The organism is Bradyrhizobium genosp. SA-3, assembly GCF_004212635.1.
Classification (GTDB): Bacteria; Pseudomonadota; Alphaproteobacteria; order Rhizobiales; family Xanthobacteraceae; genus Bradyrhizobium.
In genome coordinates, this window is record NZ_PSRT01000035.1 from 33,722 (window position 1) to 47,500 (window position 13,779).

A 13,779-nucleotide genomic window follows, 5' to 3' on the forward strand; every position below is an offset into this window, starting at 1 on the left:
AGGAGACCGGACGTGGTGACGGCGAACAGCGAGGGTGATGGGGCCGACGGCGCGCCCCGGCGCGGCCGGCCGCGATCGATCGAGACCACCAACGCCATTCTCGAAAGCGCCTATGCGCTGATGGCCACGACCGGCCTTGCCGCCACCACCATCGACGCGGTCGCGCGGCACTCCAGCGTCTCCAAGATGACGATCTACAAATGGTGGCCGTCCCGCGAGGCGCTTCTGATCGACGCCTTTCTCCACCACGCGGCGCAGATGCTGCCGCTGCCGCCGGAGAGCTCCGGAACGCCCGCGGCGCGTGCACGCCGCCATGCCGCGGCCTATGCCGAGGCGCTCCAGGACGAGTTCGGCAAGGTGCAGCTCGCCGTGATCTCCGAATGCATTTCGAAGACCGGCTCCGCCGAGCTGTTCTACGCCCGCTATCTGCAATTCCGCCGCGACGCGCTGGTTGAGATGATCGCGGCGGGCCAGAAGGACGGCAGCATCCTGGCCGAGGGACTGCCCGAGGATCTCTACGACGCGATCTACGGCGGCCTGTTCTACCGCTACGTCTTCGGCATCGCGCCGGTCACGCCGGCCTACGCGCGCAATCTGGTTGATTTGGTGCTGCGGCCGAAGAGCTGACCTCGCATCACCGCACAGGCCTGACCGGGGCCGAAATCTTGTCGGTACGATCGCGCTCGGTCATGTCGACCACCGTCTCCATCGGCGCGATCAGCTCGTAGACATAGGAGACGTCGGTGAAGTAGCGCTTGGCGGTGCCGCCGAGCGCCTCGGGCGCGACGCGGTCGAGCAGGATCAGGCCGAAATCGGAATCGGGGCGGCGCGTCGCCTCGCTGGTGTTGAACTCCTCCCAGCGGAAATTGAAAATCTCGTCGGGCTCCTCGCCCGTTACCGTCCAATTGGCGGTGATGTGCGGATGCTTGCCGACCAGCGACAGGCCTTCGTCGGAATGCGAGGCGAGCTCGAAGAACAGCAGCGACAGGCTCTGCGCCGCGCGCGCGCTGACCGCGATGTCGGGACCGGTGACGGCGATGCGATCGGCATGCGGGATGGCGCGCGCTTCGAACAGGCCCCTCAACTTGACACCCTGCCACTGGCTCTCGCTGAGCAGCGAGACCACGTTCGACATGGCGTGGATGCGGCCGATCAGCAGCTCGCGTGCGACATCGATATCCGAGCCGTGGCGCAGCGTGCGTGTCACGATCGACTGGATCACGGCCAGGATGTTCTTGACCCGGTGGTTGAGCTCGTCGATGACAGCGGTCAGCCGGCGCTCGAAGCCGATCCGCACCTGGATTTCCCGGCTGAGCCGCAGATTGTTGTAGGCGACATAGCCGAACAGGCCGCACACCATGGCGGTGATGGCGAAGCCGATCGCCGCCACGATGATGGCGGTCTGCTCGGCGCGACGCGCCGAATTCGTCTTCGCGTAGTAGGCGAGCTGCCAGTCACGGCCACCGAAGCTCACGGTGCGCATCGCCGACGGCGCCAGTCCGTCCGCCGCCGTCATGCGCGTGGAGACCACGCCCTGGTCGTTGGCAACGAGCTCGCCACCGTCCCTGCGCGGATCCCTGAGCGCGACCGAGAACAACGACATGTCGTCATTGGTCAGCATCAGCGAGGCAAGCTCGTAGGAGAATGTGACGAACCCGGCCGGCTCCGTCGCCCCCTCGGGAATGACGGGCGCGGCCACGATGACGCCGATCGGTCCGTTGCCGCGGAGCAGCGGAATCGGGTCTGAGGCGATCGACCGCTTCTCGACCCGGGCACGCGTCAGCATGGCGCTGCGAACCGGATCCTGATCGTAGCTGCGGCCAGGCAGCGCCTTGGTCTCGTTGCTGCGCGGCTCGAGGTCCATCAGCACGTCGATCGGCTGGGTGACATCGGCGGAATTGATCGGCTTGTCGTCAAACATGCGGATCCGTGGATTGGGGAAGCCGGCGCCGGCAATGGCAGCCTGCGCCGCCGTAAGCTCGTTCGGCTTCAGCCGGGCGATCCAGCCGGCCACCACGAAATCGGTCTTGAAGGCGTAGATGGCCGAGCGCAGCGGCTCCAGCATGCTCGGCTTGATCACGGATGGCGTACGGAACAGGCCGGAGGCGACACGCGCGAGCAGCTCCCGCTCGGTGAGGCGGTCCTGGACCAGGCTTGCGTGAACGTCGATCGCACGCGCGAGCGCGATCCGGTCCAGCGCCAGCTCCTGATCGTGAACGCGATAGGCCGCAAGCCCGGAGAGCAAGGCTCCGAGCAGAGCGATGAAGCCAATGATGAAACCCAGCCGGACCACGCGACTACTCAGGCGAAAGCAGGAGGTCGGCAATAAACACGGAGCATATGAACGCCGCTCGAACGGCCATGTGCCGAAACAGGGTGAACCCCCAGTGGCGGAGATAATGGAGGAGGAGGCATCAGTACGCAACGTAGGTCGGCTGAAAAGCTTAATCCGTCCCGGCCGATGGTCCGGCCGGCATGGATTTGCCCCTGGGGGCCAAGAGGTAGTTAATCGCCGTGTCCGAAATTTGTTCCGCGGTGGCGGCCCTGCCCCCGGGGGGTTAGGGCAAAAACGCCTGCGCTAAGTCGTCGCGTCCGTCGGGCCCCGCGGTTTTAAGCGTCCCGTTTTAAGCCTCCCTTGGTCTCGATGAAGCCGACGATGCGATCGAGACCCTGACTCTTCTTCAGGTTGGTCATGACGAAGGGACGCTGGCCACGCATGCGCTTGGCATCCGTCTCCATCTTTTCCAGGGAAGCTCCGACATGGGGTGCCAGGTCGATCTTGTTGATGACAAGAAGGTCTGACCGGGTGATCCCCGGGCCGCCCTTGGATGGGATCTTGTCGCCGGCGGCAACGTCGATCACGTAGATGGTGAGGTCGGCCAGCTCCGGGGAAAAAGTGGCAGCCAGATTGTCGCCGCCGGACTCGATCAGCACGAGATCGAGGTCCGGGAATTTCGCACGCATGTCCGCCACCGCGGCGAGATTCATCGAGGCGTCCTCGCGGATCGCAGTGTGCGGGCAGCCACCGGTCTCGACCCCCGCGATGCGGTCCGGCGTCAGCGAGCCCGAGCGCACGAGGTATTCCGCATCCCATTTGGTGTAGATGTCGTTGGTGATCGCGGCGATGTCATAGCGCTCGCGCATGGTCTTGCAGAGCAGGTCCATCAGCGCGGTCTTGCCCGATCCGACCGGGCCGCCGACGCCGACACGCAAGGGTCCGTGAGTTTTCGACATGCAGTTGCTTTCTTAGTGTCGTCCCGGCGCAGGCCGGGACGACGGCTGAGTGTGACGCAACGTGCTCACGACCGGAACAGCCGCGTATATTGTGTCTCGTGCCGCAGGCTGGCGAGATCGGCGCGGAAGGTCGCGCTGCCGAGATCGTCCAGTGTCGCATTCAGCACACGATTGGCGGTCGCGGCGGCGGCGGCTTCCAGCCTCACCAGCACACGCTGGCTGTCGGTCTGGCCGAGCGGAATGAGACGGCTGGCCGCGGAAATCCAGTTCGAGACCAGAGCATGCAAGAAGGCGTGGAGCGTCGGCGCCAACGGCACCCCATGCATCGCGGCGACCACGCCGACCGCGACCGGATAGACCAGCGGCGTGCGGCATCCCGCGACCATGGCATCCAGGCCATCGGCATCCCACGCGGCGCGGGCGATGTCGATGAAGGCACGGCCCTGCGAGGTCGTTTCCAGCTGTCGTTCGCGCGACGGCACGAAGGCAGCGGCGAGCTCGGCGATATCGTTCAAAGTGGTGGTCTCGCCCGCTTCCGCGGCGCGATAGGCATGGACCAGGAACGTCGCATCGCAAAAGCCCGAGCCGTCGCCGAGCATCGCGTCGAGCCAGTCGGCCAGCGTCGCGGTGTCGGTGATATCGCCGGCCTCGACCGCCCATTCGATGCCGCTGGAATAGGAGAACCCGCCGACAGGGAATGCCGGCGACAGCCAGGTCATCAACCGGTACAGCGCCGCCGCCTCACGCTCGGCGAGGTCAGCGCGGCTGACCGGGTCATTTGTGGTCATGAGCATGCTTGTGGCCGTGGTGATGGTCGGGGTGGTCGCAATGCTCGTCGTGGTGATGGTGATGATCGTGACCATGGTCATGCGCGGCATGGCCATGATGGTGGTGATCATGACCGTGATGATCATGGTGATCGTGATGGCCGTGATCGTGATGCGCGTGGTCGTCGTGGCCGTGCGCGTGGCCGGCATCGGCATAGGCACCGCCCTCGGGATCGAACGGCGCCTCGATCTCGATCACGCGGGCGCCGAGACCCTTCACCATGGCTTCGATGACGTGGTCCCGGCGGATGCGCAAGGCTTTGGCCATGATCTGCGTCGGCAGATGGCGGTTGCCGAGATGCCAGCCAACGCGGATGAGATGGTGCGGATCGCGACCGCGGATCTCCAGCAGCGGCTCGGGTGCCGCCACCACCTCCACCAGCCGGCCGTCCTCCAGCACCAGGGCATCGCCGCCGCGCAGCGCGACGGCGTGCTCCAGGTCGAGCAGGAATTCGAGCCCCCGCGTCCCCGTCATCGCCATGCGGCGGCGGTGCCGATCGTCGAAATCGAGCACGACCGTATCCACGGGTGCTTCCGTGAAGCGGTACTGTCCTTTGACCTGCGTCGCCCGGATCATGCGTTTACCTCGTTACCGTGTCTCGACCTTCTCGGGCGTGATCACCTCGATCTTCGGCGGTGCCGTGAAGCACTTCACCGCGACGCGGCCGAACGTCTTCATGTGCTCCATGGCGCGATGCGGCACCAGCGCTTCTGCATTCTCCCACTGCTCGACGAATACCATCTTGCTGGGATCGGTGACGCTCTCGTGCAAATCGTAGGCGATATTGCCGGGCTCCTTCCGCGTCTCCTTGATGCAGGCGGTGGCGGCTGCAATGAATTCGGCGCGCGTTTCGGGCTTGATGGTCAAGGTGGCAACGACATAGATCACGAGAAATCCTCCCGGCTTTTCTTCTGAGGGTACGATACCGGGCGGGACATTAGACCAGGCCGGATCGAACGCAACACCGGAAAAGCCGTCTCCGGACTGGATCCGGGGACATGCGTTGAGACGCTATTTCAGTACATAAAATATCGCTGCGCCATGGGCAGCACCTCGGCGGGGGCGCAAGTCAGCAGCTCGCCGTCGGCGCGGACCTCATAGGTCTCCGGATCGACCTCGATATCGGGCGTGGCGTCGTTGTGGATCATGCTCTTCTTGGAGATCTTGCCGCGGGTGTTCTGGACTGCATAGAGCTTCTTGTCGATGCCGAGCTTTCGCGCCAGACCGCCGGTGACCGCGGCCTTCGAGGTGAACACCACCGAGGACGCCGTGCGCGCCTTGCCGAAGGCGCCGAACATCGGCTGGTAGTGCACCGGCTGCGGGGTCGGGATCGAGGCGTTGGGATCGCCCATGGGCGCTGCGACGATGCTGCCGCCCTTGACGATGCAGTCCGGCTTGACGCCGAAGAAGGCCGGCGACCACAGCACGAGATCGGCGAGCTTGCCCTTTTCGACCGAGCCGATCAGTTTCGACACGCCGTGGGCGATGGCGGGATTGATGGTGTATTTGGCGATGTAGCGCTTGACGCGGAAATTATCGTTGTCCTTGCCCTTATCCTGCGGCAGCGACCCGCGCTGCTTCTTCATCTTGTCGGCGGTCTGCCAGGTCCGGATGATGACCTCGCCGAGGCGGCCCATGGCCTGCGAGTCCGAGGACATCATCGAGAGCGCGCCGAGATCGTGCAGAATGTCCTCGGCGGCGATGGTCTCTTTCCGGATGCGGCTTTCCGCGAAGGCCAGGTCTTCGGCGATCGAGGGATCGAGGTGGTGGCACACCATCAGCATGTCCAGATGCTCATCGATGGTGTTGCGCGTGAACGGCCGCGTCGGATTGGTCGAGGATGGCAGCACGTTCTTCAGGCCGGCGACTTTGATGATGTCAGGCGCGTGACCACCGCCGGCGCCTTCGGTGTGAAAGGCATGGATGGTGCGGCCCTTGAATGCCTTGATCGTATCCTCGACGAAACCGGATTCGTTCAGCGTGTCGGTGTGGATCATCACCTGGATGTCGTGATCGTCGGCGACCGACAGGCAATTGTCGATCGCAGCCGGCGTCGTGCCCCAATCCTCGTGCAGCTTCAGCGCGCAGGCGCCGGCTCGGATCATCTCGACCAGCGCGGCGGGACGCGAGGCGTTGCCCTTGCCGGAGATGCCGAGATTGACCGGAAAAGCATCGAACGACTGGATCATCCGCGCGATGTGCCACGGCCCCGGCGTGCAGGTGGTGGCGAAGGTGCCGTGCGAGGGACCGGTGCCGCCACCCAGCATCGAGGTGACGCCGCTCATCAGCGCGTGCTCGATCTGCTGCGGGCAGATGAAATGGATGTGGCTGTCGAAGCCGCCGGCGGTGAGGATCTTGCCTTCGCCTGCGATAACATCTGTGCCCGGGCCGATGACGATGGTGACGCCCGGCTGGATATCGGGATTGCCGGCCTTGCCAATCGCGGAGATCATGCCGTCCTTGATCGCGACGTCGGCTTTCACGATGCCCCAATGGTCGACGATCAGCGCATTGGTGATGACGGTGTCGGCCGCGCCCTGCTTGTTGGTGACCTGCGACTGCCCCATGCGTCGCGGATCACCTTGCCGCCGCCGAACTTCACCTCCTCGCCGTACGTGGTAAAATCCTTCTCCACCTCGATAATGAGGTCGGTGTCGGCCAGCCGCACCTTGTCGCCGGTGGTCGGGCCGAACATGTCGGCATAGACGGAACGTTTGATTTTCGTGCTCACAGTGAACTCCTTGCAAGCTTGACGGTGTCGTCGAACATCCGGTCGAGAGTCGCGTTGCCGCCACGGCAACCCGCGACAACCTTCTCGGCCCAATGGACGTAGTCGATGAGTTCTTCCTCGCGCTTGTCCGAGCTCGGGTTTGGATGAATACGCGCGAGAATATTGCTTATCTTGTCCGCGATCTTGATGAGCTTCGCATCTGGGGATTTGTGCGGAGCGTCCTCAATCTGCTTCTGTCGGCGCTGAGATTTTGGAAGCGACATATCGTCGGTGACCTCGGCGACGAGCGCAGCGACACGTGCACCAAATTCTTCTTCTAGTTCATCGCGGGTTGTTCTGGTGTCCTCAAGCGTATCGTGCAGCCAGCCAGCCGCGACCAGCTCCGCATCGGATCCATCCGTCACGATCGCGAGCATGTTGGCGACTTCGGCCAGGTGATTGAGATATGGCTCGTTAGCTCGCGCCTTGCGCGAGATACCAGTGTGACGGTGCGCGGCGAAATCTGCAGCTTCAGAAACGAGGCGGATTGGCGACAGCACGCGTCAAGCCTCCTCGACACCGTTGGGCGCACCTCTCTCTCCGTTCCCTCCCCCCTTGCGGGGGAGGGTTAGGGAGGGGGGTGCTCCGGGCTCCGCTGCTTGAAGGATGGCGAGGGCCACTCCCTCCAAATTGTTCAGTACATCGTCGTTGGTAAAACGCAGAACCTGGTAGCCGCGGGATGCAAACCATTGGTCGCGCGCTTGGTCCTTGCGAAGTCTTTCCTCGAAGTCGTGGCTTTCACCATCGACCTCGACGATGATCTTGCATGAATGCGCGACGAAATCCGCGATGTAGTCGCCCATGGGCGCTTGGCGACGGAAGCCCAGACGGGCAAGGCGATGTGCTTTGAGATGGCGCCATAGGAGCGTCTCGGCGCGTGTCATCGAGCGCCGCAACTGTTTGGCACGAATTCTTAGAAACTGAGGGACCTCGTCGTGTGGCATACCCCCCTCCCCAACCCTCCCCCGCAAGGGGGGAGGGAGCCCGACCGGCGTGCTCACCTCACTGTAGATCACGGCACTCGCCTCGGCTTAAATCACAGCTTCCCCATCACGTCGCCGCGGAAGCCATAAATGGTCTTCTTCCCGGCCATGGCGACGAGCTGGACCTCACGGGTCTGGCCGGGCTCGAAGCGGACGGCGGTCCCGGCGGCGATGTCGAGGCGCATGCCGCGGGACTTCTTGCGGTCAAACTTCAGCGCCGGGTTGGTCTCGAAGAAATGGTAGTGCGAGCCGACCTGGATCGGGCGGTCGCCGGTGTTGGCGACCGTCAGCGTCACGGTCTTGCGGCCGGCATTGAGCTCGATCTCGCCGTCCTGGATGAAGAGTTCGCCGGGGATCATGTGCTACCTCGTCTTGCTCCGCTGCGCCATGGCCGGGCTTGTCCCGGCCATCCACGCGGTGCCACTTGGTTCGAAGATCGTGGATGCCCGGGACAAGCCCGGGCATGACGGTGTTGATACGGTGTCGCGCCTCACCTGATCGGCTCGTGCACGGTGACGAGCTTGGTGCCGTCCGGAAAGGTCGCCTCGACCTGGATGTCGTGGATCATCTCGGGAATGCCCGGCATCACCTGGTCGCGGGTCAGCACCTGCGCGCCGGATTGCATCAGCTCGGCGACGGTGCGGCCGTCGCGGGCGCCTTCGAGGATGAAGTCGGAGATGATCGCGACCGCCTCGGGATGGTTGAGCTTGACGCCGCGGTCCAGCCGACGGCGGGCCACGATGGCCGCCATCGAGATCAGAAGCTTGTCCTTTTCGCGGGGAGACAGATTCATGCGACATCTCTTCCGTTCAACACGTCAATTCAGCCAGAGCCGCGGCAGCACGGCGCCGGTGCGCGCCAGCACGGCCATCATGTCGGCGCGCAAACGCGCCGCATCTTGGGCACAGAACCGCGCCATTGCAAAGCCATTCCAGGCGGATATCCCGACCTCGCCGGCGAACGATTCCGAGGCCTCGCGAATGCGCTCGACCAACGCCTCGTCGCCAGGCACGATCAGGGCCGTGCCGATCGCGGCGCCACTCTTGGCCACGGCGGATCGCGCCAGTTTTTCACCGATATGACCATGCAGCCTGACGGTCTCGGCGAACACCAGCCTGCCGCCCCGAGAGAGCCGCCAGCGATCGACGAACTCGCCCTGCTCCATCCGCTCGCCCATGGCGGTGCGGCCGAACACCACGATTTCGCAAAGCAGGAGCGAAGCCGCCTCATCGAGCGCGATGTCGAAACGGCGATGGACACGGGCGCGGTCAAACAGGATCGTTTCCTGGGGCAGCCAGGACAGATGCGCACCTGCGCCGACCCTCAGCGCGATATTGAGCTCGGCCGCATTGCCCTGCGCACGATAGACCTTTTCTGCGGCCGCCGTCGTCAGCGTCAGCCGCGCAGCGTCAGCGGCTGTGATGTCAATGTCGAAGCGATCGCCGCCGGCGACACCACCGGCCGTGTTGACGAACACGCCGGAGAGCCCCTCGCCTTCCGGCGAGGGAAAGCGAACGCGCAGGGAGCCGGACTCATGCAAGGTCCCGCGCCGTGTCACGCCATCGCGTGCATGGACGTCGAAGCGCACCGCGCCGCGGGCGCGGTTGGCCTCGAAAACCGTTGATGTGACTGAAACGTCGCTGCGCATCCGCCTCCCCAGCCGGTCGCGGCAGAATGGCTTACAGCGCCATCTGGCGGCTGATTTCGCTCGCGTCGAGATTGGAGCGGTCGCAGGTGAACTTCACCGCGCCGCGATCCATCACCGCGAAACTGTCGCCGAGTTCGCAGGCAAAGTCGAGATATTGTTCGACCAGCACGATCGCGATGTTGCCGAGGTTGCGCAGGTAGGAGATGGCGCGGCCGATGTCCTTGATGATCGAGGGCTGGATCCCCTCGGTCGGCTCGTCGAGCAGCAGCAGCTTTGGCCGCATCACCAGCGCGCGCCCGATCGCGAGCTGCTGCTGCTGGCCGCCGGAGAGGTCGCCACCGCGCCGGCCGAGCATGGATTGCAGCACCGGGAAGAGCGAGAATACGTCGTCCGGAATGTGCTTGTCCTCGCGCCTGAGCGGGCCGAAGCCGGTCTTGAGGTTCTCCTCGACCGTGAGCAGCGGAAAGATCTCGCGGCCCTGCGGTACGAAACCGATGCCTTTGCGCGCGCGCTCATAGGGCTTCAGACCCGTGATGTCGCTGCCGTCGAGCACGATCGCACCCGACGAGATCGGATATTGCCCGACCATGGCGCGCAAGAGCGAGGTCTTGCCGACGCCGTTGCGCCCGAGCACGCAGGTGACCTTGCCCGGCTCGGCCGAGATCGAGACGCCGCGCAGCGCTTGGGCAGCGCCGTAGAACAGGTTGATGTCCTTGACCTCAAGCATCGCTCAGCGTCCCAGATAGACTTCGATGACCCGCTCGTTCGACGAGACCTGGTCGATGGTGCCTTCCGCCAGCACGGTGCCTTCGTGCAGGCAGGTGACCTTGACCCTGAGCTCGCGCACGAAGGTCATGTCGTGCTCGACCACCATCACGGTGTGGGTCTTGTTGATCTCTTTCAGCAGCTCGGCGGTGAGATGCGTCTCGACATCGGTCATCCCTGCGACCGGCTCGTCGACGAGGAGCAGCTTCGGATCCTGCGCCAGCAGCATGCCGATCTCGAGCCACTGCTTCTGGCCGTGGCTGAGGCTGCCGGCAAGGCGGTTGCGGGCCTCGGAGAGACGGATCGTCTCCAGCACCTTGTCGATGCGCTCGGACTCGGCCCTGCTGCCGCGCCAGAACAGCGTGCCGCGGACCGAGTGGTCCACATTGAGCGCCAGCAGGAGGTTGTCCTGCACGGTCTGGCTCTCGAACACGGTCGGCTTCTGGAACTTGCGGCCGATGCCGAGCTCGGCGATGCGGGTCTCGTCGAGCCGCGTCAGATCGGTGACGCCGTCGAACAGCACGGTGCCCTCGTCGGGCTTGGTCTTGCCGGTGATGATGTCCATCATCGTGGTCTTGCCGGCGCCGTTCGGACCGATGATGGCGCGCATCTCGCCGGGCTCGAGCGTCAGCGACAGGTTGTTGATGGCGTGGAAGCCGTCGAAAGAGACGTGCACGCCGTCGAGATAGAGCATTGCGGATGTCGCGCGGCTGTCCATGACGTTCATCGCGCTACTCCGCCAGCTTGGGTTCGGTGACGCCGTCTTCGGCCGCAGCGCTCGCAATGGCCGCAGCGGTGCGCTTTTCGCTCGAGGAGTCCCACCAGGCATTGAAGGTGCCGACGATGCCCTTGGGCAGCAGCAGCGTCACCAGGATGAACAGCGCGCCCAGCATGAACAGCCAGTAGGGCGCCAGCACGCCGGAGGTAAAGAAGGTCTTGGCGTAGTTGACGACGACGGCGCCGAGTGCGGCGCCGACCAGCGTGCCGCGGCCGCCGACCGCGACCCAGATCACCGCCTCGATCGAATTGCCCGGTGCGAATTCTGAGGGATTGATGATGCCGACCTGTGGCACGTAGAGCGCGCCGGCGACGCCGGCCATGCAGGCCGACACCGTGAACACGAACAGCTTGTAGGATTCGACGCGATAGCCGAGGAAGCGCGTGCGCGATTCTGCGTCCCGCACCGCGATCAGCACCTTGCCGAGCTTGGACGAGACAATGGCGCGGCAGATCAGGAAGCCGGCAATCAGCGCCAGGCAGCTCAGCGCGAACAATGCGGCACGCGTGCCTTCGGCCTGGACGTTGAAGCCGAGGATGTCCTTGAAGTCGGTCAGGCCGTTGTTGCCGCCGAAGCCGAAATCGTTGCGGAAGAAGGCGAGCAGCAGCGCATAGGTCATCGCCTGCGTGATGATCGACAGGTACACGCCGGTGACGCGGGAGCGGAAGGCGAGCCAGCCGAAGCAAAACGCGAGCAGGCCCGGCACGACCAGCACCATCAGGGCCGCAAACCAGAACATGTCGAAGCCGTACCAGTACCAGGGCAGCTTCTGCCAGTTCAGGAACACCATGAAGTCGGGAAGGATCGGGTTGCCGTAGACGCCGCGGGTGCCGATCTGCCGCATCAGGTACATGCCCATGGCGTAGCCGCCGAGCGCGAAGAAGGCGCCGTGGCCGAGCGAGAGGATGCCGCAATAGCCCCAGATCAGGTCGATCGCGAGCGCGAGGATGGCGTAGCAGACATATTTACCCCAGAGCGCGACGAGATAGGTCGGCACCTGCAGGAACGAGCCCGCGGGCAGCAGCAGGTTGGAGAGCGGGATGAGGATGCCGCAGGCTGCGACGACGGCAAGGAAGATCGTCGCGCTGCGGTCCAGCGATCGCGTCAGCATGTGAGGAGTCATGCTTCCACCGCACGGCCCTTGAGCGCGAACAGGCCGCGCGGCCGCTTTTGAATGAACAGGATGATGAGAACCAGGATGGCGATCTTGCCGAGCACGGCACCCGCGACCGGCTCCAGGAACTTGTTGGCGATGCCGAGTGTGAAAGCGCCGACCAGTGTGCCCCAGAGATTGCCGACCCCGCCGAACACCACGACCATGAAGCTGTCGATGATGTAGCTCTGGCCGAGATTGGGGCTGACATTGTCGATCTGCGACAGCGCCACGCCGGCGATGCCGGCAATGCCCGAGCCGAGCCCGAAAGTGAGCGCATCGACACGCGAGGTGGCGATGCCCATCGAAGCCGCCATGCGGCGATTTTGCGTCACCGCGCGCATCTCGAGGCCGAGTGCGGTATAGCGCAGCATCGCGAGCAGGATCGCGAACACGGCCAGCGTGAAGCAGAGGATCCAGAGCCGGTTATAGGTGATGGTGATCTGGCCGAGCTCGAAGGCGCCGCTCATCCAGGAGGGGTTGCCGACCTCGCGGTTGGTCGGGCCGAACATGGTGCGCACCGCCTGTTGCAACACCAGCGACAGGCCCCAGGTCGCCAGCAGCGTCTCCAGCGGACGGCCGTAGAGGAAGCGGATGATGCTGCGCTCGATCAGGACGCCGATGGCACCGGCGACGAGGAAGGCAAGCGGCACCGCGATCAAGAGCGAATAGTCGAACAGGCCGGGATAGCGGGTGCGGATCACCTCCTGCACCACGAAGGTGGTATAGGCTCCGATCATCACCATCTCGCCATGGGCCATGTTGATCACGCCCATCACGCCGAAGGTGATGGCGAGCCCGATCGCGGCGAGCAGCAGCACCGAGCCGAGCGAGAGGCCATACCAGGCATTCTGCACCATCGACCAGACCGCAAGCGAGTTCTGGATCGAGCCGATCGCGCTCGCGGCAGCCTTGCTCACCGAGGCCGGCTGGTCGCCCATGCCGGTGAGCAGCGCCAGCGCCTCCTGGTCGCCGCGCGCCTTGAGGGTGGCGACGGCCTCCAGCTTCTCGACTTCGGTCGCGTCCGACTTGAACAGCAGGATGGCCGCGCGGGCTTCGCCGAGCGCGGTCTTGACGGATCTGTTGCCTTCCTTGGCCAGTGCGGCCTCGACCGCGTCGAGCGCGGCTTCCTCATGCGACTTGAAGACCGACTGCGCAGCCTGGAGGCGCGTCGACAGATCCGGCGACTGAAGCGTCAGGCTGCCGAGCGCGGCGTCCACGCTGCGGCGCAGGCGGTTGTTGAGGCGAACCGCGCTCGCGCTGTCGGGAACGCTGGCCACGGACTGGCCGGTTGCTGCGTCGATCGACTTGCCGTCGGCGCCGGTGACGTAAACCTTCTTGCTGTCGAGGTCGGCCATGAGGCGGCCGTCCTGCAGCGCGCTGATGATCGGGAATGCCAGCGGATTGCCGCTGCTCGCGACCGCGCCGATCGCCTCCTCCGTGTCGGAAAAATCGTCATTGGCGAACTTGGCGACCGCATCCTCGAACGGACCGGCGAAGGCCGGCAGCGCGAACGCGATCAGAAACAGCGAGAGCGCAAGCGAGCAGAGACGGGCAGACAAATGGGCTGGCACTGTGAATGACCCCGGCAGAAATGGTTGGAGAAGGCGGCGGGATCGC

15 protein-coding genes and 1 pseudogene are annotated in these 13,779 nt (G+C 64.7%); 1 reads left to right on the forward strand and 15 read right to left on the reverse strand.

Annotated elements, in window-relative coordinates:
* The first annotated feature begins 12 nt into the window (after positions 1-12).
* Positions 13-627: a TetR/AcrR family transcriptional regulator gene (locus CWO91_RS14460; protein WP_130214040.1), complete on the forward strand. Its 615-nt coding sequence runs from the start codon at positions 13-15 to the stop codon at positions 625-627.
* Positions 628-634: 7 nt separating this feature from the next.
* On the opposite strand, the gene CWO91_RS14465 is transcribed toward CWO91_RS14460, so the two are convergent.
* The 15 genes and pseudogenes from CWO91_RS14465 to urtB all read right to left on the reverse strand — a co-directional run bounded on the left by CWO91_RS14465 (position 635) and on the right by urtB (position 13,733).
* Positions 635-2,293: a CHASE domain-containing protein gene (locus CWO91_RS14465; RefSeq protein ID WP_130214041.1), complete on the reverse strand. Its 1,659-nt coding sequence runs from the start codon at positions 2,291-2,293 to the stop codon at positions 635-637.
* Positions 2,294-2,610: 317 nt separating this feature from the next.
* Entirely contained in the window at positions 2,611-3,234 is a 624-nt protein-coding gene (gene ureG / locus CWO91_RS14470; RefSeq protein ID WP_130214042.1) for an urease accessory protein UreG, read from the reverse strand.
* Between the two features lie 65 nt (positions 3,235-3,299).
* Positions 3,300-4,028 (reverse strand): urease accessory protein UreF, encoded by a 729-nt coding sequence (locus tag CWO91_RS14475; RefSeq protein WP_130214043.1) that lies wholly within the window; start codon positions 4,026-4,028, stop codon positions 3,300-3,302.
* A complete protein-coding gene (locus CWO91_RS14480) occupies positions 4,009-4,638 on the reverse strand; it encodes an urease accessory protein UreE (protein WP_130214044.1) in 630 nt (209 codons plus the stop codon). The genes CWO91_RS14475 and CWO91_RS14480 overlap by 20 nt, the downstream gene beginning before the upstream one ends.
* A gap of 12 nt (positions 4,639-4,650) precedes the next feature.
* Positions 4,651-4,950: a putative quinol monooxygenase gene (locus tag CWO91_RS14485; RefSeq protein WP_027553941.1), complete on the reverse strand. Its 300-nt coding sequence runs from the start codon at positions 4,948-4,950 to the stop codon at positions 4,651-4,653.
* 128 nt (positions 4,951-5,078) lie between these two features.
* Positions 5,079-6,730: pseudogene (gene ureC / locus CWO91_RS14490) on the reverse strand (urease subunit alpha).
* 59 nt (positions 6,731-6,789) lie between these two features.
* Positions 6,790-7,332 (reverse strand): HD domain-containing protein, encoded by a 543-nt coding sequence (locus CWO91_RS14495; protein WP_130214045.1) that lies wholly within the window; start codon positions 7,330-7,332, stop codon positions 6,790-6,792.
* A 3-nt stretch (positions 7,333-7,335) separates the two neighbouring features.
* Positions 7,336-7,776 carry an endonuclease domain-containing protein gene (locus CWO91_RS14500; RefSeq protein WP_165405454.1) on the reverse strand — a complete coding sequence of 147 codons (441 nt, stop codon included), beginning with the start codon at positions 7,774-7,776 and terminating at the stop codon, positions 7,336-7,338.
* Between the two features lie 92 nt (positions 7,777-7,868).
* Positions 7,869-8,174 carry an urease subunit beta gene (locus tag CWO91_RS14505; protein ID WP_129145009.1) on the reverse strand — a complete coding sequence of 102 codons (306 nt, stop codon included), beginning with the start codon at positions 8,172-8,174 and terminating at the stop codon, positions 7,869-7,871.
* Between the two features lie 131 nt (positions 8,175-8,305).
* Positions 8,306-8,608: an urease subunit gamma gene (locus tag CWO91_RS14510; RefSeq protein ID WP_027553946.1), complete on the reverse strand. Its 303-nt coding sequence runs from the start codon at positions 8,606-8,608 to the stop codon at positions 8,306-8,308.
* A 24-nt stretch (positions 8,609-8,632) separates the two neighbouring features.
* Positions 8,633-9,463, reverse strand: a complete 831-nt coding sequence (locus tag CWO91_RS14515; RefSeq protein ID WP_130214047.1) for an urease accessory protein UreD — start codon at positions 9,461-9,463, stop codon at positions 8,633-8,635.
* Between the two features lie 31 nt (positions 9,464-9,494).
* The gene (urtE, locus tag CWO91_RS14520) at positions 9,495-10,190 is read right to left on the reverse strand and encodes an urea ABC transporter ATP-binding subunit UrtE (protein WP_128936628.1); all 696 of its coding nucleotides are present in this window, start codon (positions 10,188-10,190) and stop codon (positions 9,495-9,497) included.
* A 3-nt stretch (positions 10,191-10,193) separates the two neighbouring features.
* On the reverse strand, positions 10,194-10,955 hold the full coding sequence (gene urtD, locus CWO91_RS14525) for an urea ABC transporter ATP-binding protein UrtD (protein ID WP_130214048.1): 762 nt from the start codon (positions 10,953-10,955) through the stop codon (positions 10,194-10,196).
* Positions 10,956-10,959: 4 nt separating this feature from the next.
* Complete coding sequence (urtC, locus tag CWO91_RS14530) at positions 10,960-12,129, reverse strand: urea ABC transporter permease subunit UrtC (RefSeq protein ID WP_130214049.1); 1,170 nt, start codon at positions 12,127-12,129, stop codon at positions 10,960-10,962.
* Positions 12,126-13,733 carry an urea ABC transporter permease subunit UrtB gene (gene urtB, locus CWO91_RS14535; RefSeq protein WP_130214050.1) on the reverse strand — a complete coding sequence of 536 codons (1,608 nt, stop codon included), beginning with the start codon at positions 13,731-13,733 and terminating at the stop codon, positions 12,126-12,128. Before urtB ends, urtC begins: the two co-directional genes overlap by 4 nt.
* Between the last annotated feature and the right edge of the window lie 46 nt (positions 13,734-13,779).

Coding starts and splice junctions, on each gene's coding strand:
- urtC (WP_130214049.1), bottom strand. CDS start 12,129: ATGACTCCTCACATGCTGACGCGATCGCTGGACCGCAGCGCGACGATC.
- CWO91_RS14475 (WP_130214043.1), bottom strand. CDS start 4,028: ATGCTCATGACCACAAATGACCCGGTCAGCCGCGCTGACCTCGCCGAG.
- urtE (WP_128936628.1), bottom strand. CDS start 10,190: ATGCTTGAGGTCAAGGACATCAACCTGTTCTACGGCGCTGCCCAAGCG.
- CWO91_RS14500 (WP_165405454.1), bottom strand. CDS start 7,776: ATGCCACACGACGAGGTCCCTCAGTTTCTAAGAATTCGTGCCAAACAG.
- CWO91_RS14505 (WP_129145009.1), bottom strand. CDS start 8,174: ATGATCCCCGGCGAACTCTTCATCCAGGACGGCGAGATCGAGCTCAAT.
- CWO91_RS14515 (WP_130214047.1), bottom strand. CDS start 9,463: ATGCGCAGCGACGTTTCAGTCACATCAACGGTTTTCGAGGCCAACCGC.
- ureG (WP_130214042.1), bottom strand. CDS start 3,234: ATGTCGAAAACTCACGGACCCTTGCGTGTCGGCGTCGGCGGCCCGGTC.
- CWO91_RS14510 (WP_027553946.1), bottom strand. CDS start 8,608: ATGAATCTGTCTCCCCGCGAAAAGGACAAGCTTCTGATCTCGATGGCG.
- urtD (WP_130214048.1), bottom strand. CDS start 10,955: ATGAACGTCATGGACAGCCGCGCGACATCCGCAATGCTCTATCTCGAC.
- CWO91_RS14480 (WP_130214044.1), bottom strand. CDS start 4,638: ATGATCCGGGCGACGCAGGTCAAAGGACAGTACCGCTTCACGGAAGCA.